Source organism: Leifsonia naganoensis, assembly GCF_013410615.1.
Taxonomy (GTDB): domain Bacteria; phylum Actinomycetota; class Actinomycetes; order Actinomycetales; family Microbacteriaceae; genus Leifsonia; species Leifsonia aquatica.
In genome coordinates this window covers 2,433,799-2,459,726 of record NZ_JACCHJ010000001.1, presented here as the reverse complement: position 1 = coordinate 2,459,726, position 25,928 = coordinate 2,433,799, and the positions used below count along the sequence as shown (strand labels likewise).

The window sequence follows — 25,928 nt, the reverse complement described above, 5'->3', positions numbered from 1 at the left end:
CGTGACAGCTTCCCGGCCGTCCGTCGCCCTGGACCACCCCCCTGGACGGACGGCCGGGAGCACAAACGACCCGGAGGGGGACCCGAATGAAGAAGCGGGCATTGATCACCGGAATCACCGGACAGGATGGTTCCTACCTCGCCGAGCTCCTGCTCGACAAGGGCTACGAGGTCCACGGCATCAAGCGCCGCGCCTCCTCGTTCAACACGAGCCGGATCGACCACATCTACCAGGATCCGCACCACGACCGCCCGAACCTCTTCCTCCACTACGGAGACCTGACCGACTCCTCCAACCTCACCCGGATCATGCACGACGTGCAGCCCGACGAGGTCTACAACCTCGGCGCCCAGTCGCACGTGGCGGTCAGCTTCGAAGAGCCGGAGTACACCACCGACGTCGACGCACTCGGGCCGCTGCGCCTGCTGGAGTCGATCCGGCTGCTCGGGATGACCGACACCGTGCGCTTCTACCAGGCCTCCAGCTCCGAGATGTTCGGGCTGGTGCAGGAGGTGCCGCAGCGCGAGCGCACGCCCTTCTATCCGCGGTCGCCGTACGCGGCCGCCAAGCTCTACGCGTACTGGATCACGGTCAACTACCGCGAGTCGTACGGGATGTACGCGTGCAACGGCATCCTGTTCAACCACGAGTCCCCGCGTCGCGGCGAGACCTTCGTGACGCGCAAGATCACCCGCGCCGTCGCCAACATCGCCCACGGCATCGAGCCGTGCCTCTACATCGGCAACCTGAACTCGCTCCGCGACTGGGGGCACGCCCGGGACTACGTGCGGGCGCAGTGGATGATGCTGCAGCAGGACGCGCCGGCGGACTACGTCATCGCGACGGGGCAGCAGTTCTCCGTCCGCGACTTCATCACCATGGCCGCCGCGGAGGCGGGCATCACCCTCGCCTTCGAGGGCGACGGCGTCGACGAGGTCGCCCGGGCGCTCTCGGTGGACACCGAACGCGCACCCGCGGTCCGGGAGGGCGATGTGATCGCTCGCGTCGACCCGCGCTACTTCCGCCCTGCCGAGGTCGACACCCTGCTCGGCGACGCCGAGCTCGCCCACCAGCAGCTGGGCTGGCTGCCCGAGATCGGCATCCAGCGGCTCTGCGCCGAGATGGTCGCGGAGGACCTGTTCGCGGCGAAGCAGACCTCGCTCCTCCGCTCGCACGGCTACCCCGTGCTCGTCCCGGCCGAGTGACATGCGCGACACCACACGCACGGTCTACGTCGCGGGCCATCGCGGGATGGTCGGCTCCGCGCTGGTCCGCCGCCTCCAGGCGCTCGGCTACCGGGACATCCTGACCGCGACGCACGACGAACTCGATCTGACCGATCCGGCCGCCGTCCGCCGGTTCTTCGACGCGCACACGATCGACGAGGTCTACCTGGCCGCGGCCAAGGTCGGCGGCATCGTCGCGAACGACACCCGCCCGGCCGAGTTCATCCACGAGAACCTGATGATCCAGGCGAACGTCGTCGACGCCGCGCACCGGGCCGGGATCGAGAAGCTGCTCCTGCTCGGCTCCTCCTGCATCTACCCCAGGGACGCCGCCCAGCCGATGTCGGAGGCGGCGCTGCTCACCGGCACGCTCGAAGCGACCAACGAGCCGTACGCCATCGCCAAGATCGCCGGCATCAAGCTCTGCGAGAGCTACAACCGGCAGTACGGGCGCGACTACCGCAGCGTCATGCCGACGAACCTGTACGGGCCGGGCGACAACTTCGACCCGGTCGGGAGCCACGTCATCCCGGGCCTCCTCCGCCGCTTCCACGAGGCTGCGCAGGGTGGGGCCGACGAGGTCGTCGTGTGGGGGTCCGGCGAGCCGTTGCGGGAGTTCCTGCACGTCGACGACATGGCGGCGGCCAGCGTGCACGTCATGGAGCTCGACCCCGGGACCCTGCACGCGCACACCCGCCCGATGCTGTCGCACATCAACGTGGGCACGGGCGTGGACTGCTCGATCCGCGAGCTCGCGGAGAGCGTCGCGGCCGTGACCGGGTACCGGGGCTCGATCCGGTTCGACCGGACGAAGCCCGACGGCACCCCGCGCAAGCTGCTGGACGTGTCGCTGCTCGCCTCCCTCGGCTGGTCGGCGGGCATCCCGCTCCAGGAGGGACTGCGCACGACCTACGAGTGGTTCATCGAGCAGCACGACGGGTATCGGGGCCGCGTGGGGGCCGCCGCGTGAAGATCACGTTCGTCGGCCTGAACTACGCGCCGGAGACGACCGGGATCGCCGTGTACACGACCGACGCCGCCGAGCGGCTGGCCGGCCGCGGCCACGTCGTCTCGGCGATCGTGGGCTACCCGCACTACCCCGCCTGGGCCATCACACCGGGTTACACCGGGTCCACCCGCTTCGAGGGGATCAACGGCGTGCGGGTGACCAGGAAGCGGCATCCCGTCCCGCGCCGCCCCGCTCTGATCAACCGTGCGGTGATGGAGGTCGTGTTCGGCGTGCGCGCCGCGTTCAGCGACTGGAACCATCCCGATGTCGTCGTGCTGGTCACCCCGGCCCTGTTCTCGTCCGTCGTCGCCCGCTTCCGGGCGCGCCTCAGCGGCGTGCCGGTCGTGACGTGGGTGCAGGACATCTACAGCCTGGGCGTCGCCGAGAGCGGTGTCGGGGGAGGCCGGGCCGGCCGCATCGCCCGCGCCGTCGAGGGCCGCCTCGTGCGCTCGAGCGACGGCGTGATCGCCATCCACGACCGGTTCAAGCGGTACCTGGTGGACACGCTGGGCGCCGCCGCGAGCCGCGTGTCCGTCGTGCGCAACTGGACGCACGTGCGCGCCGCCGACGGCGCCGGTCGGGAGGCCACCCGCGCCGCGCTGGGCTGGGCGCCGGAGGACGTCGTGGTGCTCCACGCCGGCAACATGGGCGCCAAGCAGGCGCTCGAGTCGGTGGTCGAGGCATCCCGGCTCGCAGCCGACCGAGGGTCGCGCGTGCGCTTCGTGCTGCTCGGCGACGGCAACAGACGCGAGGAGCTGGAGGTGCTCGACCCGAACGACCACCTCCAGTTCCTGCGGCCACTACCCGACGGCGCTTTCGAGGCGGCGCTGGCGGCGGCGGACATCCTGCTGGTCAACGAGCGCGCCGGCCTCACCGAGATGTCGGTGCCGAGCAAGCTCACGTCGTACTTCAGCACCGGCCGCCCCGTCCTGGCGGCGACCGATGCGACGAGCATCACGGGCGAAGAGATCGAGGGCACCGGTACCGGGCTCCGCGTGGACGCGCAGGATCCGGAGGCCCTCCTCGCCGGCGCCGAGCGGCTCGCCGACTCCCCGGCGCTAGCGACGCAGTTCGCGGCCGCCGGCGAGCGCTTCATGACGGAGGAGCTCGGCGCCGACCCCTGCGTCGACGCGATCGAGGCGACGCTCGCCGCTCACGCCCGCGTCAGCCGCCGGTACGCCACGGAACCGGCCCCGCGCTCCTTGCAGAGCCAGAAGTAGGGGCCGCTGTAGTCGGTGTCGGCGGCGGCCGCCGTCCACTGCTTCTTGCGGTCCCGCGTCACGGCGACTCCCGTCGCGCTCACGACGACGCGGAGCGCGACCCACTCCCCGACGCTCGGCGGCGTCGTCGCGACCGAGGCGATCACCGTCCCGTCCGATTCCCCCACCGCCCGCTTGACGATCTCGAGCCGTCCGTCGGCGTGCAAAAGGGCGTGGTAGCCGCCCGTCGGTCCCGGGACGCCGAGGCGGTACACGTCGTCGTCCTTCTGCCCGAATGCGACGCCGGCGCCGCCTTCCGTCCCCGCACCCCACTGCAGCTCCGCCTCGATCGTGGCGGGCCCGGCCTTCTCCCCCGCCATCGACCCCATCAGGTAGCTCTGGGCGGCGTCGTCGGCGAGGGTCACGGTCGCGCCACGCGCGGAGATCGCGGGCTGCGCCCCCCATCCCTGATCGACCGTCCACGGGAGGTCACCGGCGGCCCGCAGACCGGTGCCGAAGGCGTCGCTCTTCGCGGGGGCGGCGAGATGGGTGACATAGGGGATGTTCGACGTCATCATGCCCACGACGCCGAGACGCTTCAACCGGTCGACCGTGGAACGGTAGTGCACCTCCCACACGATCACCGGCTTGCCGGCCGCGACGATGGCCGCGATCTCGTCGTCGCTGAACGTGTGCATCGCACCGAGGTAATCGAAGTCCGCCGCGATGTCCGCGGCGTTCGGGATGAGCTCCGGGCTGAAGTACCCCCAGGTCGCGTACCCGCGCTCGCGCGCCGCCTTCACCTGCGCCGCGCCGGCCCACTGCTTCCACACGAAGTGCGCCTTCGACTCGGGATACGTGTCCATCAGGTCCAGCATCGCGGCGGTGTTGGTCCCCTGCTTGTCCTCGATGAAGATCACGTGGGTGCGCGCGAAGCGGTCGAGCACGTCCTTCAGTTCCGGGATCGGCTGCGGACGGGCGGCGGGGCCCAGCCAGCGGCTCGCGTCGATGTGGAGGGCCTGCAGCTGTGCCCAGGTCGCGTCGGCGATCTTCACGTTGGCGCCGCTCGTGTGCGCCATGTCGGTGTCGTGGTGACAGATCAGGACGCCGTCCTTGGTCGCGTTGACCGACACCTCGATCGCCTGCACGCCGGCCGCGATCGACCCGGCGTACGCCTCCATCGTGTGCTCCGGCCAGTTGTCGCCCGAGCCGCGGTGCGCGATGTAGAAGGGCGTCGTGGCGGTGAGCGTGGCGACCGTGTGCACCGCATCGGTGCTGGGGGTCGGTGTGAACGACGGCGCGGCCGTCGTCGCCCGTCCGGGAGGGGGCGAGGTGCACCCCGCCAGGAGCAGCACCGAGCCGCCGAGGACGAGGAAGTCCCGGCGGCTCAGTGCTCTCGGAGTCGTGGCGGCCGGCGGCCGCCCACCCGTCTTCATCCGACGATCTTAATCAGGACTTGGTGAACGTCAACTGCAGGACGGGCCGGAGCGAGGCCGAATTGTCGTACGAGTAGATCCGGAGGTTGTCGGTGTCGGCCGCCGCCATCGTCATCGCGATCGATGTCGAGGTGCCGAGCAGAGGTGCGAGCTGCGACGCGTCCAGAGTCGCCGTGTACGGCGTGTTGACCGCGGTCGCGCCGGTCAGCGTGCCCAGCGCCGCTCCGATCCCGGTGGGCCGCGTGTTCCAGTTCACGGTCGACTGATCCCACGCTCCGGAGAGGAGGTTGAACAGCACCGCGTTCGCCGTCCCCGCCGTCGCATCGCCCGAGGTGCGCACCTGGAGCGTCGCGCCGGTGAGCGTGTAGCCGGCCGGCGCGGCCGGCAGCGCGAACGTGAGGAACGACTGGATGGGCGAGGCGCCGGATCCGCCACGGGCCGACAGCTGGTTGTACGTCCCGTAGTTGGTCGTCGGCACGGAGGCGGCGACCATCGCGTCCTGCGTCGAGTTCACCGACGAGGTCACCGTCACCGCGGTCACGGCGACGGTCGCGGAGGCCTGGGCGGACGGGCCGCTGGTGTTCGTCCCGTCCGTCGCGGTCACGACGTAGTAGTACGTGCCGTTGGCCACTCCGCTGTCCGTGTAGGAGGCGCCCGCCGTCGTCCCGATCTGCGTGGCGGCGCTCGGGGCGAACCCGGACGTCGTGCTGCGGTAGACGGTGTAGCCGGTCACCCCGACGTTGTCGGTGGAGGCCGTCCACGAGAGCGCCACGGTCGACCCGCTCGCCGTGGCGCTCAGGCCGGAGGGCACGCTGGGCGGCGTGGTGTCGCCCAGCGTCGCCGTCGCCTGGTCGGACGGGGCACCGGAGTTGCCCGCCGCGTCGACCGCGACGATCCGGTAGTAGTACGTCCCCATGCCCGGGAGGGTGTCGGTCGCCGAGGTGCTCGACACGGTCCCGATCAGCGTGGACCCGTCGGGGGTGAACCCGGAGGTCGTGCTGCGGTGCACCTGGTAGGCGGTGACGCCCACGTTGTCCGTCGCCGCGGTCCAGCTCAGGGAGACGGTGCTCCCGCTGAGGGAGGCTGCGACTCCGGTGGGCGCCGTCGGCGGCGTCGTGTCGTTGAGCGTGATCGACCCCGCGGACGACGGTGCGCTCGCGTTGCCGGCTCCGTCGAGCGCGACGACCTTGTAGTAGTACGTGCCGACGAGGCCGGCGGCGTCCGTGTACGAGGTCGTGGTCACGCCGCTGGCGACCTGGTTGCCCGCGCCGGGCGTGAACCCGGCGGTGGTGCCGCGGTAGACGGAGTAGCTCGCCACTCCCACGTTGTCCGTGCTGGCGGTCCAGGAGACCTGAGGGGCTCCGCCCGCGTTCGTCGCGGCGACGCCCGAGGGAGCCGTCGGAGGCGTGGTGTCGGACGTCCCGAGACCGTAGTGGGCGCTCACCTGCGCGGCGCTCAGCTGCGTCGGGTAGATGGCCGCTTCGTCGATCGACCCCGTGAAGAAGAAGTTCGACGGTGACGACGGCCAGCCTCCGATGTTGCCTCCGCCCAGGCGCCAGTAGCCGGTGAAGCTCTGGTTCGACGTCTCGCCGTTGGACCCGACGAGGGCCCCGTCGACGTAGAGCGCCATGCCCGCGGCTCCCTGGGTGGCGACCAGCTGGTGCCAGTTGCCGTCGTTGTACGACGCCGGCGAGGTGACCGAGGCCACGTAGCCGACCCAGACGCCGAACAGCAGCTGGCCGGAGTCGGTCATGTAGACCTGCTTGTCGTAGTTCGAACCGTTGCCGGTCTGCGTGTCCTCGAAGCCCACCAGCTTGCCGCCGGTGGTCGACGTGGTGCGGAACCAGAGCTCGGAGCTGAACGCGCCGGTCGAGCCCTGCGGCTGCGCCTCGGCGATCGTACCGTTCGAGTTGCCGGGGAGCGTCACGGCCGTGTGGCCGGCGAGCACTCCGGGCTGCCCGAGCTGGACGCCGGAGGTGTAGGTCGCCGGGTGCTGGGCGTACAGGGACGAGTCCGCCGCGGTGGTGCCGGACGACTCGTCCAGCCGCCAGTACATGTCCGGGTTGTCGTTGTAGACGGCCTTCCCGTAGTTGTCGGCGGGCGCGGCCTGCACGTTGGGCGTGTAGCCGGCCGTCGTGTAGTGGTTGATCACCTGGGTGGGGCTGAGGACCGAGGGGTAGACGGCCGTGTCATCGATCGAACCCGTGAAGTAGTTCGCCGAGGGCTGCGACGGCCACCCGTTCAGGTTGTCGTAGCCGACCCGCCAGGTGCCGACGTAGTCCTGGTTGCCGGAGACCGTGTTCTGCCCGACCTTGACGCCGTCGACGTAGAACGTCATCCCGCCCGGTCCCTGCGTCCCGACCGCCTGGTGCCACTGGCCGTCGTTGTACGCGCTGCTGGACTGGATGGTGGCGGTGCCGCCGTTGTAGGCGCCGAACACCAGCTGGCCGCCGTTGGTCATGTATATCTGACGGTCGTAGTTGCTGCTGAGGTTGGGCGCGTCACTGTTGGTCTCCGGGCGGCCGTTGCCGAATCCGACGATCTTGCCGCCGGTCGTCGTGGTCGTCTTGAACCAGGTCTCGACGCTGTAGACCTTCGGGCCCTGGATCATCTCGTCGCTCCAGGCGTACTGGGAGGACGATCCGTTGAAGGTGGCCGCGGTGCTCGGGTCGTTCTTGATCGCGCCGGCGGCTCCGCCGATGGCGCCGTTCTCGTACGTCCCGTTGAGGCCGGCGGTCGTGTTGCCGGACTTGTCCTGCAACCACGTGCCCGAGGTCTCGTCGTAGCGCCAGAACAGGTTCGGGCTGTCACCCAGCACGGCTGCCGCATACGCGGATCCCGTGCCGGTGGCCCTGGCCGAGGCGACCGCCGAGAGCGGGCTCGTGTTGGTTCCGTCGTTCGCGGTCACCCGATAGGTGTACGTGGTTCCCGGTGTGACATTGGTGTCGGTCCAGGTGACCTGCGGGCGGGTCCACCACAGCGAGCTCGCCTGACCGGTCCAGACCGGGGTCGTGCCGCCGTTGCGGTAGATGCTGTAGGTCAGGAGGCTGTCGTCCGGATCGACGACCGTGCGGAGCCGCACCTGGATGGCGTTGGGCGTCAACGCTTCTGCGCTGGCCGACGGCGTCGGCGGTGTGGTCGTGTCGTCCGGCCCGAAGCGGGTCAGGCCCTGCTGGGCGTGCCCGTTGATCTGGGTGAACTCGCCGCCGTACCAGAGATAGTCCTTGCCGGTCGTCGCACCGGTGGCGACGACGTTGGCACGCGGGCCGATGCCCTCGTTGATGCCGTCGTTGCCGCGCGGGTTCCAGCCGAGGAGGTACGGGGTGTCGGTGGACGAGGCGTTGAAGTACATGCGCGTGCCGTCCTGCTGCTGGTTCATGCTGCTGCAGTCGTGGTGGTGCGTGGCCTCGTAGAGGGTGCTCTTGTAGACGAGCAGGGCCTGGGTGGCGCCGAGGCACGTGTCGCGCCAGCGTTGCTGCAGCGTGTTCCAGTCGACGGCGAACACGCCGTCGAAGACGCCGCCGCCGGTGCCTTCGTTGCCGCCGTAGAAGGAGGTCCCGTCGCTCGTGAGCGCCTTGGTGACCGACGTCTGCGCGATGAACGGCATCGGGTAGTTGGCGAGGTTCGTGCCCGTCGTGGCGTCCACGACGCCGATGGAGTGCGAGTCGGCGCCGTTGACCGTGAAGAAGTCGCCGCCGATGGCCACCTTGGTGCCGTCGGGCGAGACCGTGATCGCACGGCCCGTGAGGTCGGTGTCCGCGACCCAGGGGAGCAGTGCGCCCGTCGTCGCGTTCAGCGCGGCGAAGTGCTGGCGGGTCGAGGTCCCGACCGCGGTCATCGCGCCGCCGATGTAGACCGTGTTCGCCTTGACCGCGATCGCGTAGACCGCGCCGTTGATCGCCCCGCCGAGGGGGTGGAACGGGAGCACCTTGCAGGTGCTCAGGTCGAGCTGGGCGATGCGGTTGACGTTGACGCCGCCGATCGTCGAGAACGAGCCGCCGACGAAGAGCGTGTTGCCGTCCACGGCGGGGGTGATCGCGCGGATGGTCGGCGTGCCGCCCGAGAGGGTCACGGGGAACTGGCAGCTGTCGGGGTTGCCCGTCTCGGCGTTGAGAACGCCCAGACCGGTCACCGTCAGCGGGGTCCCGCTGGCGCCCGTGGGGGGCGAGAGCCTCGTGAAGCTGCCGCCGACGAGCACCTTGCCCTTCGATTGCCCGAGGGCATAGACCTCGTTGTTCACCTGCCACGTGGGGAGGTCCGCCGCGCTGAACGAGACGCCCGGCGACAGTGCCGAGGCGGCTTGGGTGAACGGTGCGGCGACCACCAATGCCAGTGTGACTGCGGCAGCTGCCGCGATGCCGATAGATTTGCGCATAGCCCTCGTCCCCTCGGGTCGGATCGACGGTGATGGGGCTGTCATCGTCGGGACTGGAGCGAGGCTCCCGCAAGTTGGGAAATCCTCACCTTTATAGAACACTGAGACTGTTTCATCTTTTTGCTGGGAAAGCACGCCCCCCGATCGGGGGCGGGGACGGATGGTGACCATGAAGGCGGAGCTCAGCTTCGGAGAGGCCGTCGCCCGTCTGAGCCAGGCGCAGAAGAGCAAGCGCGGCGTCTCGCTGTACTCCCGGTTCGTCAACCGTCCGCTGGGCCGCGTGCTGGCCGCCGCCGCCTACCGCCTCGGCGCCACCCCGAATCAGGTGACCGCCGCCTCCGCCCTCGTGACCGTCGCCGGCCTGGCGGTCGTCATCGTGGCCGGTCCCGGCCCCCTCGCCGGCATCCTGGGAGCCGCACTTCTCGTCCTCGGATTCGCCCTGGACTCCGCCGACGGGCAGGTCGCGCGCCTCACCGGCCGCAGCTCCCCCGCCGGCGAATGGCTGGATCACGTGGTCGACGCCGGCAAGATCGTCGCCGTCCACGCCACCGTGCTCGTCGTCGCGTTCCGGTTCGGCGTCGCCGGCGCGGGATGGCTCTGGGTGCCCCTCGCCTTCCAGGTCGTCGCCATCGTGACCTTCGCCGGGGGCGTGCTCATCGACCTCCTGAAACGGGCGTCGTCGACCGTGGAGGCGCCCCGCGCCCCGTCGACCCTCCGCGCGCTGGCGCTGCTGCCGGCCGACTACGGGATCCTGGCGCTCTCGTTCCTGCTGTGGTGGTGGGCGCCGCTCTTCCTGACCGTGTACACCCTGCTCTTCGCCGCGAACACGGTGATCGCCGTGCTGCTCGTCGTCAAATGGTTCCGGGAGCTGAGTCGTCCGGCAGCCCTCTGACGGGACTGTCGGCCTCCGAGAGCTCGACCTCCTCCTGCGCCGCCTCGGCCGCCGCGGGCCCGAGCTCGGACAGCTCGCCGCGCCGGTGCCGCCGGTAGAGCACGGTCGCGGGCACGATGAAGGCGATGGGCGCGACGACGGCGGCCGTCAGGAAGCCGGCGGCGAGGCTCGCATCCACTCCGCCCAGCAGATAGCCGATGGTGAACGCGCTCAGGCTCGCGAAGACGAGGCAGGCGCGGCCGACGGTCACGATCGCCTGATGGCCGAGCAGACGCATGACGATCGCGTGGATACCCGCCCATCCCGAGCTCAGCGTCGCGGCCCCCACGATCGTGAGACCGATCACGAGCGGTCCGTTCGCGACGCCGCGCAGCTCGAACCCGCTCGCCGCCACCACGCCGACGAGCACACCGACGCCGCCGACGGCGACGAGGCCGAGGGTCCTGGCCAGCCGCGTCCCCTGGTGGATGAGACTCTCGGTGCTCGCGTACGTTCCGCGCGTCGCGCCGTCCGCGATCAGGTTGGTCGTGCTCGCGGCGAAGACGAGGTTCAGCGGGCCGAGGAGGGTCTGCGCGAAGCGCACGCCGCCGATCAGTGCGGACGATCCGAGGGCGCCGAGCACCAGCAGGGGCAGCGTCGAGTTGAACTGGCCGATGGCGAAGTCGGCGAGCTGAAGGGACGCCGGCCCGATGTACTCGCGCAGCGGCGTCACCTTCCGCGGGCGCGGAAGGCGGATGAGCATGAGCACGACCGGGACGGCGAGCGCCAGACCGAGGTACGACTGGTAGATCACCGCGTCCGGGCGGGTGATCAGGATGAGCGGGGAGAGAGCGACCGACACGAGACGGATCCCGTCGCTGAGCGCGACGTCCCAGCGCCGGTCGAACGACATCGCCCGGTAGCGGAGCCAGTCCTGGAGGATCGGGAAGAGCGCGCCGACGAAGAGCACGGCGCTCTCCCACCATGGACCGACCCCGAGGATGACCGCTCCACCCGCGACCACCGCGCCCGCGAGGACCGCGCCCACGATCGCCGTCGAGAACGGAGCGTGCGCGGCCTTGTCGTGCCGGAACCGGATCAGCGCCGGCTGGAAGAGGAACGACCGGACGAGCCCGACGGTGGTGACCGAGAGCAGGTTGACGAGCGCGAACCGGGTGAACTCCTGGGAGTCCATGAAGGCGGCGGCGAAGATCGTCGCGAGCGCACCCGCGGCGCTCGTGAGCACCTGGGAGAGGACGAGCGGCTTGCCGGCGATCGCCACGGCCGCCCGGAGCATGCTCCTCATGCGCCTCATGCGCGGCTCAAGGCGATCGTCACCGCGCGTTCGAGGTTCTCGCCCACCCGGTCCACGGTGAAGTCCCCGGGCACGGCGGCCGCCCGCCTCTTGGCTGCGGCGAGCGCCTCCGGCTCGAGCGTCTCGGCGAGCGCACGGGTGAGGCTCGCGACGTCCCGCGGGTCGATCACGCGCACCGCGGGTGCTGCGGCGAGGATCTCGGCATGGGCGCCGTCGTAGGTCGAGATGAGCACGGGCTTGCCCGCGTTGACGGCCTCGAACCCGTTCAGGGAGCGGTAGTCCGCCAGGGTGGGGCACACCACGACGTCGGCCGCCGCGTAGTGGGGTCCCGTCGCGGAGTAGGGCACGCGCCCGTGGAAGGCGACCTGCTCCGCGATCCCCAGCTCGTCGACCCGCTGCCGCACGGCCTCCAGCTCGGCCCCGCCTCCCACCACGTCGAGCACCCACCGGCCGCGCGCGCCGTCGCCCAGCGCGGCGAGCGCCTCCACCAACTGGAGGATGCCCTTGCGGCGGGTCACGGAGTTGAGGAACAGGAGCCGGGCGGGATCCGACGGTTCGACCTCCCATCCCGCGTCGCCCGGTGCCGCGGGCGCGGAGGTCAGGTACGGGCCGACGACCACCCGGTCGTGCCGCACGCCGAGCGTCTCGCGCACGAAGCGCTCTCCGGCCGCGTTGCTGACGACGACCGCGTCGGCCCGCCGCGCGACGAACCGCTTCACGGCCAGCGCCGCCCGGCTGCCCGGGGCTCCGCGGAACGCCGGATCGGACTCGATCAGGAGCACGACGCGGCGCCGGGTCAGCCGCGCCGCGACGAAACCCGTGAGCGAGGTCGGGCTGAACTCGATCAGGATGTGCGCGGCCGCGCGCTCGCGCAGCAGGCGCACGAAGGTGCCGGGCGTGGGGATGCGGTAGACCCCCAGGTACTCGACGTCGCCGACGCGGCGGCGCGACCGCCCCAGCCGGATGAACCGCAGCAGGGGGCGCAGGGGCAGTTCGGGGTAGCGCTCCACCGGGAAGTCGCGCCGGACCGGGATCTCGCCGCCCGGGAATCGGCGGACGAACTCGGCGAACACGTCGCGGAAGTAGATGAGGTCGCCGTCGTACCCGTACGCGCCGGAGACCCAGACGATGCGAGGAGGCTCGCCCGCCTCCGTTCGGTCCTTCCGCGCCATCGGGCATCCTTTCGGGTTGTGTGGGAGTCTAACCACGTCAGCCCTACACTGAGAAAATGTCACAGTTTTCGACGCGTCGCCTCGCCGGCTTCACCGGCGCCGGATACGACAAGGGGCGGGGGCCCGCCGTCCAAGTGCTCTGGCTGCTCGTCTCCGGGCTCGTGGTCGTGCGATGGTGGTGCCCGGTCCCGGTGCGCAACGCCATCCTGCGCGCCTTCGGAGCCCGCATCGGGCACGGCGTGCTGATCCGGCACGGCGTGAAGATCCACTGGCCCTGGAAGCTCACCGTGGGCGACGACTGCTGGATCGGCGAGGGGGCCTGGATCCTGAACCTCGAGCCCGTCACGCTCGGCCACGACGTGTGCATCTCGCAGGGCGTGCTGCTGTGCACCGGCAGCCACGACCGGCGCTCTCCGACCTTCGAGTTCGACAACGCGCCGATCACGGTCGACGACGGCGCGTGGATCGCGGCGCGGGCGACGGTGCTGCGCGGCAGCCGGATCGGACGCAACGCCGTCGTCGGCGCGACCGCCCTGGTCGCCGGCGACGTGCCCGAGGACGCTCTCATCACGGCGCCACTCGGCGCTCCGGCCAACGGCCGCCGGCCCCGCACGCCGGTCTCGGGAGACTGACCATGCGGATCCTCTCGGTGGTCACTCTCGTCAGCCCGACCGGCGAGTACGGCGGCCCGGTGCGGGTCGCGGTCAACCAGGCCCGCGCGTTGCGCGAGCAGGGGCACGAGGTCACGATCGCCGGGGCGGCACGTGGCTTCGACGGCCCGTTGCCGACCGAGCTCGACGGAGTCCCGGCGGCCCTCTTCCCGGCACGGACCGTGCTCCCGGGCGTCGGCTTCGCCGGACTCGCCGCGCCGCGGCTGCGGTCGTGGATCGCCACCGCCGCGCGCGAGGCCGACGTGGTGCACGTGCACCTGGCCCGCGACCTCGTCACGCTGCCCGCGGCCCGGGCGGTCCAGGCGGCCGGCGTCCCGCTCGTCGTGCAGACCCACGGGATGATCGACCCCTCCGGCAACCCGCTCGCGCGTCCGCTCGACGCCCTCTGGACGAAGCCGGTGCTGCGGAAGGCGGCGGCCGTGCTGTTCCTGACGCCCGTGGAGAACGAGGGGCTCCGCGCCGTGGCCGGCGACTCCCTCCGGCTCGTCCCGCTCGGCAACGGGGTGCCGGCCTCCCGAGCCCGGAAGGACGACGACGGCCTCGAGGTGCTGTACCTGGCCCGGCTCGCTCCGCGCAAACGCCCAGAGGTCTTCGTCGCCGCGGCCGAGCGCGTGGCGGAGCGATTCCCGGACGTGCGCTTCCGGCTCGTCGGCCCGGACGAGGGACGCGGCGACGAGGTGAACCGTCTCATCGGCTCGGCGACCGCCGACATCCGCTGGGAGGGGCCGATCGACCCCGCCTCCACCGACGAACGGATGGCGCGCGCCTCGGTCTACGTCCTGCCCGCGGTCGACGAGCCCTACCCGATGAGCGTGCTCGAGGCGATGGCTGCGGGAGTGCCGGTGATCGTCACCGACACCTGCGGGCTCGCGCCGGCGGTCTCCGAGAGCGGCTCCGGGATCGTGGTCGACGCCCGCCTCGACACGCTGACCGACGCGATCACGACCCTCCTGGACGACCCCGAGCGTCGTCGCCGGATGGGTGAGACGGCGCGCCGGACGGCGGAAGAGCGCTTCTCGATGTCGGCGATCGCGAGGGATCTCCTCGCGGTCTATCGGCGAGCCGCGGGCGGGGAGCCGGCAGGCGCAGCGCCAGCCGACGTCCCGCGTCCGCTGCCGTAGCATCGCGACCGGCCCGTGCGCTCTGGGCGACGAAGAGGATGCAGGCGACCGCGATCGTGACGGTGCCGGACGCCTGCAGCAGCGAGCCGCGGAGCAGGATCAGCATGTAGACGGGGAAGATCGCGCCCACGATCGCCCACAGCCCGTTGTCGGCGAACGCCGGCACCAGCCGCGTGTCGAAGCGACGCAGCAGGTAGCCGAGGGCGAGGAACGCCACCGCCACGACGATCACGCCGCCGTTGACGAGCGCCTCCGCCCAGAAGGGCGCCGACAGATTGGTGAACGGGTAGCCCCGGTAGTTGGCGAGCAGGATGCCGGTGTCGACCGGTTTGTCCGCCCAGATCGCGCGCGGCACCCAGAAGAACAGCATCCCGAGCGCCTGCTGCCCGGCGACGACGAGTCCGTCGTGGACGAACGAGTAGGCGTTGGCGATCTGCCAGAACGCGTCGTAGTCGGGGCTGCCCTTGTACTCGCCGAAGAAGCCGTCCCAGGTCACGTCCACGGTCACCCGCCGGAACGCGTCCGCGATCGGGAAGACGAAGATCAGCCCGGCGATGGCGGCGCCCATGACGATGCGCCGCCTGCGCGCGGTCAGCATCGCACCCGCGTAGACGATCAGCGCGAACCACACGGTCCCCAGGCTGTACCGGGCGCTGCTCACCGGGTTGACCACGACCAGCAGCAGCACGGTCGCGGCGAGCAGGATCACGAGGTAGAGCGCGCGATGCCGGTCGGCACGGCGCCGCACGGCCGCCAGGGCTCCCACGCCGACGAGCAACGGGTAGATCGCGAGCGCGTACATGACCGAACGCGTCGCGGGGTCGGGCCACGCGGCCTGCCGTGCGGCGAACGCCGTGTCGCGGCTGCTCAGCAGGGTGCCGACGCCGATCTTGAGGACGAAGTAGGCCGAGAACACGACGCCGAGGGCGAGCAGGATCAGGGTGCGCGCGCGGCTCACCCCCGTGACCCGGTGGCCGGCGCGCTCCGCCCCGAGCGTCCCGCCCTGGTGGGCGCGGAGGGTGCGCTCGCGCAGCATCGCCGCCAGCCGACCGAGCTCGTAGCAGAGCAGCCCGATCCAGACGATCACGGCCGTGGGAACGTCGAGGTCGGGATTCATGCCGGGTGTCGTCGTCGAGAGCAGGCCGCTCCGCATCTGCACGGTGGGGGCGAGCCCCATGAAGATGTATACGAAGAGCCAGAAGAAGAAGTCGAAGAGGCGCGCCTCCCCCGCGACGATGAGCAGCGAGAGCCGTACGCCCGCCCACACGGCGACCCCGATGGTGAGCGTCCACGCCCAGCTGCGGCCGACGTCCGGCACGTCGACCACGAGCAGCAGCGGGATCACGCCCGCGAAGAACGCGACGAGCACGACACCGCCGATGGCGGCGGCGTGCGCCCGCCCCGAGTGGCCGTTCCGCTCGGCCATCCGGCCGTCGCGCAGCGGGAACCCGGTGCTCACGCGCGCGTCACCTGACCGCTGCGGCCACCCGGGCGGCGATCGCGGCCTGCCCGGCGTCGTTGAGCCGGCCGTCGGAGAACATGCTCGCGTTCAGTGCAGGGGGGTCGAGGAGGCTGACGTAGCTCAGTCCGAGAGTGGTCGCAGCGGTCTTCACCGCGTTATCCGTGTTGAGAACACTCGCAGACGGGGTGGCGTCGGCGGTCGCGGGGCCGACGGCGATGATCGTCGCGTCCGGGAGCCCCTGATGCAGGGCCTGGAACGTGTTCGCCACCTGCACGCTCACGTCCGTGTCGCTCGCGGTCTCGTTCCACCCTCCCGAGACCACCACGATCGAGGGCGCCAGCGCGACGACCTCGGGCACGGCCTCCAGGAAGTTCGGGCACGGGGCTGCTCCGCAGGTCCCGGCCGTGAGATACCCGGTGTCCGGGTGGGACAGGTTGACCTGCTGCCAACCGCGCGCCTGCGACACGAGCGAGGGCCACGACGCGTGGCCGGCCTCGGCCACCGACTCGGACCCTCCCAGGAAGACCGCGATCGGCTGATGGTCGACCGCCTGCAGCACCGGCCACGTGGTGCCCTCCTCGTGCACGGTGTGCGACGAGCGGATGGCGAAACCCGACAGGACGACGGTCACGACGGTGAGCACGCACAGCCCCACGACCCCGAGCACGCGGGCGACCGAGAGGCGTGGCAGTGAGCGCATGCCTCGATGATCGCACACTATAATACGGAGACGCACCCGACCCGTGCCTGCCTCGAACCACCGCCGAACAGCGACCCGGGAGCGGATCAGATCGGATCCTGCGCTGGTTCTGCGTTGATTCTGAGGAGGGCAGATGGACGGTCGTCGGCTGTTCCGGCTGCTTCTCACACGGTGGATGATCATCGTCGCCGTCGTCGAGCTCGGTGCGCTGGGCGGAGCCGCGTTCACCCTCCTCGCCACCCCGAAGTACACCGCGGAGTCCGAGCTGCTCGTGTCGGCTCTCGGTGGGGAGAGCACCACCGACCTGGCGCAGGGCAACAGCTACTCGCAGTCGCAGGCGCGCAACTTCAGCCTCATCGCGACCCGGAACTCGGTGCTCGACCCGGTCATCTCGACCCTCGGCCTGCACACCACCACGGGGGCGCTCTCCCAGCAGATCTCGGTCTCCGTGCCGCTCAACACCTCGCTGATCAGCGTATCCGTCGAGGACACGTCGCCGTCGCGGGCCGCGGCGATCGCCAACGCCGTGGGCGCGAGCCTGAGCAACGTCGTGTCGAACGTGACGCCGCGCCGCAGCGATGGGACCCTCCCGGTGAGCCTGCAGACCGTGCAGCAGGCGACGGTGCCGCGCGCGCAGTCGTCGCCCAACGCCTCCGTCTCGATCCTCCTCGGCGCGCTCCTCGGCTTCGTCGTCGCCGTCGCGGTGCTCGTCGGACGCGAACTGGTCGGCGCGAAGGTCCGCAGCACGGACCAGCTGCGTCAGCTCGGCGACCTCACGATCCTCGGCTCCGTCGCCCAGGACCGGTCGATCACCGGCAACTTCGTCGCACTGGGGAGCAGCGCGTACTCGCGGCGGGCGGAGGAGTTCCGTCAGCTGCGCACGAGCCTGCGGTTCCTGCAGACCGGCAAGGACCGCAAGGTGTTCGTGGTGACCTCGTCCGTGCCCGGCGAGGGCAAGAGCGTGACCGCCGCCAACCTGGCCGCGGTACTGGCGGCCTCCGGTTCGTCGGTGTGCCTCGTCGAGGCGGACCTGCGGAGGCCGTCGCTCGGCGCCTACCTCGACCTCGAGGACAGCGTGGGGCTGACCAGTGTGCTCGCGGGCGACGTCGGCGTCGACGACGCGATGCAGACCTGGGGGTCCGACGGGCTGCGCGTGCTGCTCGCCGGCCAGATCCCGCCGAACCCGAGCGAGCTCCTCAGCTCGCTCGCGGCCGAGGAGCTCTTCGTCGTGCTGAGCGACCGCTTCGACACCGTGATCGTCGACTGCCCGCCGCTGCTGCCCGTGACCGACGCCGCGATCATCGCCCGATACTTCGACGGCGCCATCATGGTCGTCGGGTGCGGGACGGTCCAGGTGCGGGAGTTCCGCCGCTCGCTGGAGATGCTGGATGCGGCGGGCGTGCCGTTGCTCGGGGTCATCGCCAACCGCACGCCGGCGGACGCCGAGTCGAAGTATCAGCGCGCCTACACCAGCACCGAGCGCCCGACGGCTTCGGAGAGCGCACCGGCGCCGACCGGCGAGCCGGAGAGCCGCCTCCGCCGGGAGCCCAGCGACGCCGATGCCCGACGCTGACAGCGCGACGATCCTCGTCGTCTGCACCGGCAACATCTGCCGTTCCCCGTACCTGGAGTTCGCCCTGCGCGATGCTCTGGCGGAGGTCGGGGCAGACGACGTCGCCGTGCACTCGGCCGGGACCCGCGCCGTCGTCGGCAGCCCCATCGCCGACGAGATGGGCGAGCTGCTCGCCGGGGACGGCATCGATGCGGGCTCCTTCCGGGCCCGCCAGCTGACCCGCGACCTGATCGAGGGCGCCGACCTCGTCCTGACGGCCGACCGTGGTCACCGCAAGGACGTGCTGCAGCTCGATCCCCGCGCGCTGAACCGCACGTTCACCATCCGCCAGTTCGCCCGGCTCGTCCCGATCGCCGCCGGCCTCCCCGATCCGCGGCACCGAGCCGACGGCTCCGCGCGCGACCGTCTCGATCGCCTGATCGAGCGATGCAGCGCAGCCCGAGCGCACACCCCGCCGGTCGGAGGCGACGACGACGTGGCGGACCCGTGGGGTCTGACACAGGACGACTACGAGCGCGCCGCCGGGCAGCTCGGGCCGGCGGCCCGGGTGGTCGCCGACGCACTGAGGGCGCGCGCCGCCCGGCCTCAGCCGTAGCGACGCGCGCCCTCAGGTTCGCAGCAGGACTACTTCTTCGTGAGCGTCACTCCGAAGTACTCCATGTCGTTCACGAGCGGCTTCGCCGTGACCGTGTAGGGCGAGGTGCCGGCGAGCACCGTCTGGCCTCCCCGCACGATCGTCGCCCACACGGTCCCGGTGGTCAGCGGCACCGTGGTGGCGGTGACGCCGGCCGGCACGTCGACCGTCTTGACGGTGCTGCCGACGGTGATCTTGACCGTCGCCGGAGCGGTGAGCATCGTCAGCACCTCGACCGTGTTGCGCGGCGCGGTGCCCGTCCCGTCCAGGTTGGGCGTCTGCACCCGGCCGATCTGCGGCACCGCGGTGGTGAGCTGATCGCGATGCGTGATGTACGCCGAGTCGGAGGTGATCTTCGGCGCGGACCCGGTCTTGAACTGCGCGAGGTAGTAGGCCGAGACATCCAGGAAGGTCACGCCCTGGTTGTCCGACGGCGCTACGTCCGTGTTCTCGCTGTAGTCGTTCCACGTGGCGATCTGGACGAAGTCCGCGCCGTCCGAGATGGCCTTGTTCCAGGAGGCCCGGAGGGTCTCGGTGTTGCCCGCTTCGGCGTACTTGCCGCCGTTCGGGCGCGAGTCCTGGACCGCGACCGGCTGCATCCACTTGTCACCGAGCGCGTGCGCCCGGGCGGCGAGGTCCGGCGTGGCCTGGATGGTCGCCGCCGTGCGGGCGCCCCACTGGCTGAGGCCGTAGCTGATCGGCGAGAAGGCCGCCAGGTTGGCGTCGCTGGCGTTCTGCAGCACGGCGATGAACGCGACCGAGATGCCGTAGGTGTTCTTGAGATCACCGATGACGCTCGACCACCAGGCCGGCGACTTGTCCTCGGCGGCGAAGGAGCTCAGCACGTAGCGGCCGTCGCTCAGCTTGTAGGCCGACGAGTACGAGTACAGCTTGGCCAGGGAGGCGGCGATCGCCGCGGGCGACGCGTTGACCGCGCCGGAGCTGGCGTCGACGTTCGGGACGACCGTGAAGCCGCGCTTCGCGTCGGCCGCGGCCTGCATGAGCCGGACGGTGGTGTCCCAGTTCTGGCCGGACCAGCTCATCACGTCGACCGTGAAGCCGTCGATGCCCGCGTCCGCGGCCTGGTCGACCTCGGTCCCGAGGTCGGTCGTGCGCCAGTCGCCCGAGAGCGGGGCGCGGCCGATGGGACGGTCGCGGAGCAGTCCGCCGTAGGCGGCGTGCTTGCCGCCCTCACCCTCGGGGTCGATGTAGTTGCGGGCGTAGTAGTCCGAGGCCGGCGACGCGTTGTCGATCGAAACCGGGTAGGGCGGGAAGTAGTGCGCGAAGACCTTCTTGGCGGAGCTGCCGGGAGCCGGGATGGCGAACGAGCCGCCGATGCCGGTGGCCGTGGGCGGCGTCACAACGGGGTCCTCGGTGGGGCTGGGCGCCGGGGTGGGCGTCGCGGTCGGCTTCGGCGCGCTGGTGGGCGTCGCGGTGGGCGTCGGCGTCGCGGTGGGCGTCGCCGTCGGAGTGGGCGCCGGTGTGGCCGCATCCGAGTAGCGGATCGACAGCGTCGGCGAGGTGAAGGTCGTCCCGACGTAGCGCTGCGCGTAACCGATCTCGAACGACGTCTCGGCCGCTCCGGCGACGATCGCCGACGGGTTCAGCGGGATGCTGACCGTCGTCCCGCGCACGGCCTTCGTGAGCGCCGTGTTCACGGGCGTGCTCCCTGAGGCCGGACGGTTCGCAGCCGTCAGCGTCGCCGCCTTCCAGGAGGACGAGGTCGGGTAGACCTGGAATCCCGCGGCGGTCGCGGCCGTCGACTGGACGCGCACGGTGAGTGTGGCGGAGCCGATCTTCTTCTTCGCGTCGAGGGTTCCGGTCGGGAAGGCCACGAAAGCCCGGTCCGCGCTCGCGGTCGCGCTGAGGTACGGGTACTGGTTGTGCGGGGACGTCGGCTGCCGGGAGGTGATCCATGTCGACCGCGACGCGTTGAGCGACACGGACGGCGCGTCGGCGGCGGCGGTCGCCGCGCCGATCGGGATGGCCGCCGTGACCGCGAGGGCGGCGGCGGAGACCGCCACCACGGCGGTCATCAGCCGTCGCCGAAGGGTGGAAGAGGTCTGATGGCGGTTCTCGGAGAGGCGGTGCTTTCCGGGGAGGGTCATGTTCGGGTTCCAATGTGGGGTCGATTGGCCGGTGCCCGCGCGGGGGACGCAGGCTCCGGGACCGGGTGCCTGGAGCATGGCAGGGGTGCTCACTGCTCGGCGACACCCAAAGGGGGGGTCTCGAATTGCAGACCAAGCTATGTCGGGAATCCGCCCGCGTCAAATCCCTGATCACGCCCCGATCCCCCGAACAGGGGTCGTGGCCAATGGCCCAGAGCTATCTACACTCATTACATGAGATTTCTTCGACTTGCTTTCGCGGCGGCGCTGATCGCCGCGCTCGCGGGATGCACGTCGCAGCCCACGCCCAACGCGCAGGCGTGCCAGGGCTGGGAGAAGGCGAACAACGCGTGGGTCGCCGCCGAGGGATCCGACGCCACCTCCGCGGCCTCGATCGCCGCGCACCGCGCATCCCTCCGCGACGATCTCGCGAGCGCCGCGAGCACCGCATCGGGAGGCATCGCCACCGCGATGAAGCGGACACTGCAGGCCATGCCCGAGAACGCCCTCCACATCATCGAACCCGGCTCGGCCGCGCGACCCGAATACACCGCCAACAGCACGCGCGTGGCCGAGGCCTGCGCGAAGGGCGGCGACCAGGTCGAGCTCCAGGCGCCTCCCGCCACTCCGTGACGCAGGATGCCCCCCGAACGGGGTTCGCTCCGTTCTAAGAACTGATGTAACCTCATCTTTATGAACGGTTGAGGAACTCTCAGTTTATTCTCGGCCGTTCCGCACTCACTGCAACCCGAATGCACCCGTGCGAACGACGCGATCCTGTGCTGGCCGCATCGCGGTGCTCCCGCACGTTCGGGAACAGAACCGACTGCACCGAGCGGCCCACGCACACGACACCGTCCGGGGGAGGACAAACCCATGACCGTCATCAAGCCCAGGATCGCGTTCGCCGATGCTCGGCGGGCCCAGGTCCCGACAGCGTCGTCGGAGCGCACCTGGGCCCGCCGATACCGCCAGCACCTGATGCTCACCGACACGGCCATCGTCCTGGCCTCGACGATCGGTGCGATGTTCCTGCGCTTCGGCTTCGACGACACCGCCACTCCGGTGGCCGGCTTCCCCACCGACTACCTCACGCTCTCGCTCTTCATCGCCCTGACGTGGCTCGGGATGCTCTCCCTGTTCCACACCCGGGACCCGCGCGTCATCGGGGTCGGCCTCGGCGAGTACAAGCGGGTCGTCAACGCCACCGCACTCACGTTCGGGCTGCTCGCCATCCTGTTCCTCATCGCCAAGATCGACATCGCACGCGGCTACTTCGTCGTGGCCCTCCCGGCCGGCATGGTGTGCGTGCTGACGTCGCGCTGGCTGTGGCGGCAATGGCTCACCCGCCAGCGGCTCCACGACCACTACCTGTCGCGCGCGCTCGTCGTCGGCGGCATCCGGGATGTCGACTACGTCGTGAAGCAGATCGACCAGGCGTCGGGCGCGGCCTACAAGGTCGTCGGCGTCTCCCTCGATACGGGCAAGCGCACGGGGGCCAAGAAGGAGGCCGCCCTCACCGGCAGCATCGCCACCACGACGCGCGAGGTCCCCATCGTCTCGGACCTCGACGGGGTGGCCCAGGCGGCCTCCCGGCTCGGCGCGGACACGGTCATCGTCGCCGGCAGCGCCCTGGGCGGCGCCGAGTACGTGCGCCGGCTCTCCTGGAAGCTGGAGGGCACCGCGACCGATCTCGTGCTCGCCTCGCCGCTGACCGACGTCGCCGGTCCGCGCATCCGGTTCCGCCCCGTCGAGGGGCTGCCGCTCATCCAGGTGGAGATCCCGCAGTTCGAGGGCGGCAAGCACCTGATGAAGCGTGCGTTCGACATCTGCTCGTCGGCATTCGGCCTCCTGCTGATCTCGCCCCTCCTGCTCATCATCGCGGCGCTCATCAAGCTGGACGACGGCGGTCCGGTCTTCTTCAGCCAGGAGCGCGTGGGGCGCCGCGGCGAGACGTTCCGGATGTACAAGTTCCGCTCGATGGTGGTGGATGCGGAGGCGCGGCGCGCGGAGCTCGCCTCCCTCGACGAGGGCAACGGCGTCCTGTTCAAGATGAAGAACGACCCCCGCATCACCCGGCTCGGCGCGGTGCTGCGCAAGTTCTCGCTCGATGAGCTCCCGCAGCTGTTCAACGTGCTCCTCGGCGACATGAGCCTGGTCGGGCCCCGTCCGCCTCTGGAGTCGGAGGTCAAGGGGTACGCCAACCACGTGCACCGCCGCCTCTTCATCAAGCCCGGCCTGACCGGCATGTGGCAGGTCAACGGCCGCTCCGATCTCTCGTGGGACGAGAGCGTGCGCCTGGACCTCTACTACGTCGAGAACTGGTCGCTGCTCGGCGACCTCGTCATCATCTGGCGGACCATCCGCGTGATCGCCCACCCGGCGGGAGCGTACTGACCGTGGCCGCCGCAGCAGACCGGATGAACGGAGAGACCATGCCACGACGAGTCGGGTATGCAGCGGGCGCCTTCGACCTGTTCCACATCGGCCACCTCAACATCCTGAAGCACGCCAAGAGCCAGTGCGATCACCTGATCGCGGGCGTGGTGTCCGACGAGATGCTGCGGCTGACGAAGGGCATCGACCCGGTCGTCCCCCTGGCGGAGCGGCTCGAGATCGTGCGGCACATCTCGTTCGTGGACGAGGTGCACGCCGAGACCGTCCCGGACAAGCTCGACACCTGGCGCGAACTGCACTTCGACGTCTTCTTCAAGGGCGACGACTGGCGCGGGACCGCCAAGGGCCTCCGCCTCGAGCGCGAGTTCGCCGAGGTGGGGGTGGAGGTCGTCTACTTCCCGTACACCGTCTCGACGTCCTCGACCCAGCTGCGCGCCGCGCTCGCGGCCCTCACGGGCTGAGTCGCTCAGACCCGAACGCTCCGACCCGGACGCTCAGACCACCCGCACTCCGCCCGCCAGCACCAGCTCGCGGGTCGGGGCCAGCACCAGGGCCTCCGGCACGTTCTGCGCGTCCACCAGCACGACGTCGGCGGGGGCTCCCGCGACCAGGTCGTGCACCGGGCGACCGACGAAGCCCGCGGCGTCGCTCGTCGCGAGGCGGACGACGTCGGTCAGCTCCTCGTCCCGACGGGCACCGGAGAGCTGGGCCAGGCGGGTCGCGAGGCGCAGCAGGTCGCCGTCGCCGTAGGGGCCCCAGAGGTCGCGGATGCCGTCGGTGCCGAGCCCGACCGGCACGCCGGCGGCGCGCAGATCGGCGAGCGGGAGCCGGGACGCGTTGACCGGCGCGACGGTCGTGATCGAGACGCCGGCCTCCCGCAGCTCCTCGACGAGGGCGCGCTGCCGGGCGGGCGGCAGGTCTCCGATGGCGAAGCCGTGCGCCACGTTGACCCGGCCGGCGAGGCCGAGGGCCCGGGTGCGCTCCAGGATGAGGTCGTACTCGAAGGCGCCGAGCTCGCCGCCCTCGTGCAGGTGGATGTCGAGGCCGACGCCACGCCGGTCGGCGATCTCGAACAGCGCGTCCAGCTGGCCCACCGGGTCGCGGTCGATCAGCGCGGGGTCGAGCCCACCGACGTGATCGGCGCCCTCCGCCGCGGCGCGGTCGAGCAGCTCCAGCACGCCGGGCCGGCGCAGCACGCCGTCCTGCGGGAAGGCCACGATCTCCAGGGCGACCGGCACGCCGAGGGCCGCCACGGCCTCCCGTACCACCGCGATGCCGCGGAGCCCGACGCCCAGGTCGACGTCGACGTGCGACCGGAACGCGGTGGTCCCCTGCGCGACGAGCGCCCGCAGCAGCTGCAGCGTGCTGTCCGGGCTCGGGATGCCGAGCTCGTCGCGGTGCGCGCGCTCGTGCGCGATGCGCCCCTGCGTCGTCGCCTCCCCGCCGTAGGGCACCCACTCGCGACCCCACCAGCTCTTGTCGAGGTGGGCGTGCGCGTTCACGAGTCCGGGGAGGGCGAGCAGTCCGCGGCCGTCGATCGTCTCGCCGCCGGCCGGTTCCGGGCGTGCGGGGTCGTGGGGCTCGACCGCAGCGATCGCGCCTTCCTCGATCAGGATGTCGGAGGCCGCACCGCCCCACGGCCGGACGTTCGTCAGCAGCACGGTCGCCTCCTGCGCGCCGCTCATCGGTCCGCGAACCGATCGGTCGCCTCGATCAGGGCGTCGAGGATGCCGGGCTCGTCGAACGCGTGCCCCGCGTCCGGGATGATGTGCAGCTCGGCCTCCGGCCACGCCCGGTGCAGGTCCCACGCCGTCATCGGCGGGGTGCAGGTGTCGTAGCGGCCCTGCACGATCACGCCGGGGATGTCGGCGAGCGTGTGCGCATCCCGGATCAGCTGCCCGTCCTCGAACCAGCCGCCGTGGGTGAAGTAGTGGTTCTCGATGCGGGCGAACGCGACCGCGTACTCAGGCTCGGTGAAGGTCGCGACCAGCTCGGGCCGCGGCAGCAGCGTGATGGTCGACGACTCCCAGCGCGACCACGCGACCGCGGCCGGGCCGTGCACGGCGGGGTCGGGGTCGGCGAGCAGCCGGCTGTAGGCGCGGATGAGGTGGCCGCGCTCCTCGACGGGCACCGGCTCCACGAACCCCTCCCACAGGTCGGGGAACAGCGCTGCCGCCCCGCCCTCGTAGAACCAGTCGAGCTCCTGGGCGCGCAGCGTGAAGATGCCGCGCAGCACCAGCTCGGTCACGCGGTCGGGATGCGTCTGCGCGTAGGCGAGTGCGAGGGTGCTCCCCCACGACCCACCGAAGACCTGCCACTTCTCGACGCCGAGGTGCTCGCGCAGGCGCTCGATGTCGGCGACGAGGTGCCACGTCGTGTTGAGCGACAGGTCGGCCTCGGGCTCGCTCGCGTGCGGGAGGCTCTTGCCGCAGCCGCGCTGGTCGAACAGCACGATGCGGTACTTCGCCGGGTCGAAGAGACGCCGGTGCGTCGGCGTCGTGCCGCCTCCCGGGCCGCCGTGCAGGAACACGACCGGCTTGCCCTCGGGGTTGCCGCTCGCCTCCCAGTACAGCTGCTGGCCGTCGCCGACGTCCAGCATTCCGGTCTCGTACGGCTCGATCTCGGGGTACAGGCTGCGCATGCTGTCGAGGCTACCGGT

19 protein-coding genes are annotated in these 25,928 nt (G+C 71.0%); 11 read left to right on the top strand and 8 right to left on the bottom strand.

The window, feature by feature from the left end; translation table 11 throughout:
- Positions 1-86 precede the first annotated feature (86 nt).
- Genes gmd through HNR14_RS11850 form a run of 3 tightly spaced genes read left to right on the top strand, consistent with a single transcriptional unit; the run spans position 87 to position 3,455 of the window.
- A complete protein-coding gene (gene gmd, locus HNR14_RS11860; RefSeq protein WP_179701216.1) occupies positions 87-1,205 on the top strand; it encodes a GDP-mannose 4,6-dehydratase in 1,119 nt (372 codons plus the stop codon).
- A gap of 1 nt (position 1,206) precedes the next feature.
- Positions 1,207-2,196 carry a GDP-L-fucose synthase gene (fcl, locus tag HNR14_RS11855; protein ID WP_179701215.1) on the top strand — a complete coding sequence of 330 codons (990 nt, stop codon included), beginning with the start codon at positions 1,207-1,209 and terminating at the stop codon, positions 2,194-2,196.
- The gene (locus tag HNR14_RS11850) at positions 2,193-3,455 is read left to right on the top strand and encodes a glycosyltransferase (RefSeq protein WP_179701214.1); all 1,263 of its coding nucleotides are present in this window, start codon (positions 2,193-2,195) and stop codon (positions 3,453-3,455) included. The genes fcl and HNR14_RS11850 overlap by 4 nt, the downstream gene beginning before the upstream one ends.
- On the opposite strand, the gene HNR14_RS11845 is transcribed toward HNR14_RS11850, so the two are convergent.
- Positions 3,389-4,870: a glycerophosphodiester phosphodiesterase gene (locus tag HNR14_RS11845; protein ID WP_179701213.1), complete on the bottom strand. Its 1,482-nt coding sequence runs from the start codon at positions 4,868-4,870 to the stop codon at positions 3,389-3,391. The two genes, HNR14_RS11850 and HNR14_RS11845, sit on opposite strands and share 67 nt — an antisense overlap.
- Before the next feature lie 13 nt (positions 4,871-4,883).
- Positions 4,884-9,194: a LamG-like jellyroll fold domain-containing protein gene (locus HNR14_RS20895; protein ID WP_218875028.1), complete on the bottom strand. Its 4,311-nt coding sequence runs from the start codon at positions 9,192-9,194 to the stop codon at positions 4,884-4,886.
- A 220-nt stretch (positions 9,195-9,414) separates the two neighbouring features.
- On the opposite strand from HNR14_RS20895, the gene HNR14_RS11835 reads away from it, so the two are divergent.
- Positions 9,415-10,137 carry a CDP-alcohol phosphatidyltransferase family protein gene (locus tag HNR14_RS11835; protein WP_179701211.1) on the top strand — a complete coding sequence of 241 codons (723 nt, stop codon included), beginning with the start codon at positions 9,415-9,417 and terminating at the stop codon, positions 10,135-10,137.
- Here HNR14_RS11835 and HNR14_RS11830 read toward each other — a convergent pair.
- Both HNR14_RS11830 and HNR14_RS11825 read right to left on the bottom strand, forming a co-directional pair.
- Complete coding sequence (locus HNR14_RS11830) at positions 10,097-11,422, bottom strand: MATE family efflux transporter (protein WP_179701210.1); 1,326 nt, start codon at positions 11,420-11,422, stop codon at positions 10,097-10,099. The genes HNR14_RS11835 and HNR14_RS11830 overlap by 41 nt on opposite strands.
- Positions 11,423-11,427: 5 nt before the next feature.
- Positions 11,428-12,603, bottom strand: a complete 1,176-nt coding sequence (locus HNR14_RS11825; protein ID WP_179701209.1) for a glycosyltransferase family 4 protein — start codon at positions 12,601-12,603, stop codon at positions 11,428-11,430.
- A 56-nt stretch (positions 12,604-12,659) separates the two neighbouring features.
- On the opposite strand from HNR14_RS11825, the gene HNR14_RS11820 reads away from it, so the two are divergent.
- On the top strand, positions 12,660-13,235 hold the full coding sequence (locus HNR14_RS11820) for an LbetaH domain-containing protein (RefSeq protein ID WP_179701208.1): 576 nt from the start codon (positions 12,660-12,662) through the stop codon (positions 13,233-13,235).
- Positions 13,236-13,237: 2 nt separating this feature from the next.
- A complete protein-coding gene (locus HNR14_RS11815) occupies positions 13,238-14,395 on the top strand; it encodes a glycosyltransferase (RefSeq protein WP_179701207.1) in 1,158 nt (385 codons plus the stop codon).
- A 1,466-nt stretch (positions 14,396-15,861) separates the two neighbouring features.
- Here HNR14_RS11815 and HNR14_RS11810 read toward each other — a convergent pair.
- Complete coding sequence (locus HNR14_RS11810; protein ID WP_021764713.1) at positions 15,862-16,557, bottom strand: SGNH/GDSL hydrolase family protein; 696 nt, start codon at positions 16,555-16,557, stop codon at positions 15,862-15,864.
- A 133-nt stretch (positions 16,558-16,690) separates the two neighbouring features.
- Here HNR14_RS11810 and HNR14_RS11805 point away from each other — a divergent pair, with 133 nt between their 5' ends.
- Positions 16,691-18,130 carry a tyrosine-protein kinase domain-containing protein gene (locus HNR14_RS11805; protein ID WP_179701206.1) on the top strand — a complete coding sequence of 480 codons (1,440 nt, stop codon included), beginning with the start codon at positions 16,691-16,693 and terminating at the stop codon, positions 18,128-18,130.
- Entirely contained in the window at positions 18,117-18,725 is a 609-nt protein-coding gene (locus tag HNR14_RS11800; protein WP_179701205.1) for an arsenate reductase/protein-tyrosine-phosphatase family protein, read from the top strand. Before HNR14_RS11805 ends, HNR14_RS11800 begins: the two co-directional genes overlap by 14 nt.
- A 29-nt stretch (positions 18,726-18,754) precedes the next feature.
- On the opposite strand, the gene HNR14_RS11795 is transcribed toward HNR14_RS11800, so the two are convergent.
- Positions 18,755-20,872, bottom strand: a complete 2,118-nt coding sequence (locus tag HNR14_RS11795) for a glycoside hydrolase family 71 protein (RefSeq protein WP_179701204.1) — start codon at positions 20,870-20,872, stop codon at positions 18,755-18,757.
- 234 nt (positions 20,873-21,106) lie between these two features.
- Here HNR14_RS11795 and HNR14_RS11790 point away from each other — a divergent pair, with 234 nt between their 5' ends.
- The 3 genes from HNR14_RS11790 (at position 21,107) to HNR14_RS11780 (ending at position 23,730) form a co-directional block, all read left to right on the top strand.
- A complete protein-coding gene (locus HNR14_RS11790) occupies positions 21,107-21,505 on the top strand; it encodes a hypothetical protein (RefSeq protein WP_179701203.1) in 399 nt (132 codons plus the stop codon).
- A 243-nt stretch (positions 21,506-21,748) separates the two neighbouring features.
- The gene (locus HNR14_RS11785) at positions 21,749-23,269 is read left to right on the top strand and encodes a sugar transferase (RefSeq protein WP_179701202.1); all 1,521 of its coding nucleotides are present in this window, start codon (positions 21,749-21,751) and stop codon (positions 23,267-23,269) included.
- 38 nt (positions 23,270-23,307) lie between these two features.
- The gene (locus HNR14_RS11780) at positions 23,308-23,730 is read left to right on the top strand and encodes an FAD synthase family protein (protein ID WP_039921311.1); all 423 of its coding nucleotides are present in this window, start codon (positions 23,308-23,310) and stop codon (positions 23,728-23,730) included.
- Positions 23,731-23,763: 33 nt separating this feature from the next.
- Here the strand turns inward: HNR14_RS11780 and HNR14_RS11775 are convergent, their stop codons facing one another.
- Entirely contained in the window at positions 23,764-24,954 is a 1,191-nt protein-coding gene (locus HNR14_RS11775; protein ID WP_179701201.1) for an amidohydrolase, read from the bottom strand.
- Positions 24,951-25,910 carry a prolyl aminopeptidase gene (pip, locus tag HNR14_RS11770; RefSeq protein ID WP_179701200.1) on the bottom strand — a complete coding sequence of 320 codons (960 nt, stop codon included), beginning with the start codon at positions 25,908-25,910 and terminating at the stop codon, positions 24,951-24,953. Before pip ends, HNR14_RS11775 begins: the two co-directional genes overlap by 4 nt.
- Positions 25,911-25,928: the final 18 nt, after the last annotated feature.

Bases quoted from the DNA above. Each gene is read 5' to 3' on its own strand.
- gmd (WP_179701216.1), top strand. From the start codon at position 87: ATGAAGAAGCGGGCATTGATCACCGGAATCACCGGACAGGATGGTTCC.
- fcl (WP_179701215.1), top strand. From the start codon at position 1,207: ATGCGCGACACCACACGCACGGTCTACGTCGCGGGCCATCGCGGGATG.
- HNR14_RS11845 (WP_179701213.1), bottom strand. From the start codon at position 4,870: ATGAAGACGGGTGGGCGGCCGCCGGCCGCCACGACTCCGAGAGCACTG.
- HNR14_RS11835 (WP_179701211.1), top strand. From the start codon at position 9,415: ATGAAGGCGGAGCTCAGCTTCGGAGAGGCCGTCGCCCGTCTGAGCCAG.
- HNR14_RS11830 (WP_179701210.1), bottom strand. From the start codon at position 11,422: ATGAGGAGCATGCTCCGGGCGGCCGTGGCGATCGCCGGCAAGCCGCTC.
- HNR14_RS11825 (WP_179701209.1), bottom strand. From the start codon at position 12,603: ATGGCGCGGAAGGACCGAACGGAGGCGGGCGAGCCTCCTCGCATCGTC.
- HNR14_RS11820 (WP_179701208.1), top strand. From the start codon at position 12,660: ATGTCACAGTTTTCGACGCGTCGCCTCGCCGGCTTCACCGGCGCCGGA.
- HNR14_RS11815 (WP_179701207.1), top strand. From the start codon at position 13,238: ATGCGGATCCTCTCGGTGGTCACTCTCGTCAGCCCGACCGGCGAGTAC.
- HNR14_RS11810 (WP_021764713.1), bottom strand. From the start codon at position 16,557: ATGCGCTCACTGCCACGCCTCTCGGTCGCCCGCGTGCTCGGGGTCGTG.
- HNR14_RS11805 (WP_179701206.1), top strand. From the start codon at position 16,691: ATGGACGGTCGTCGGCTGTTCCGGCTGCTTCTCACACGGTGGATGATC.
- HNR14_RS11800 (WP_179701205.1), top strand. From the start codon at position 18,117: ATGCCCGACGCTGACAGCGCGACGATCCTCGTCGTCTGCACCGGCAAC.
- HNR14_RS11795 (WP_179701204.1), bottom strand. From the start codon at position 20,872: ATGACCCTCCCCGGAAAGCACCGCCTCTCCGAGAACCGCCATCAGACC.
- HNR14_RS11790 (WP_179701203.1), top strand. From the start codon at position 21,107: ATGAGATTTCTTCGACTTGCTTTCGCGGCGGCGCTGATCGCCGCGCTC.
- HNR14_RS11785 (WP_179701202.1), top strand. From the start codon at position 21,749: ATGACCGTCATCAAGCCCAGGATCGCGTTCGCCGATGCTCGGCGGGCC.
- HNR14_RS11780 (WP_039921311.1), top strand. From the start codon at position 23,308: ATGCCACGACGAGTCGGGTATGCAGCGGGCGCCTTCGACCTGTTCCAC.
- HNR14_RS11775 (WP_179701201.1), bottom strand. From the start codon at position 24,954: ATGAGCGGCGCGCAGGAGGCGACCGTGCTGCTGACGAACGTCCGGCCG.
- pip (WP_179701200.1), bottom strand. From the start codon at position 25,910: ATGCGCAGCCTGTACCCCGAGATCGAGCCGTACGAGACCGGAATGCTG.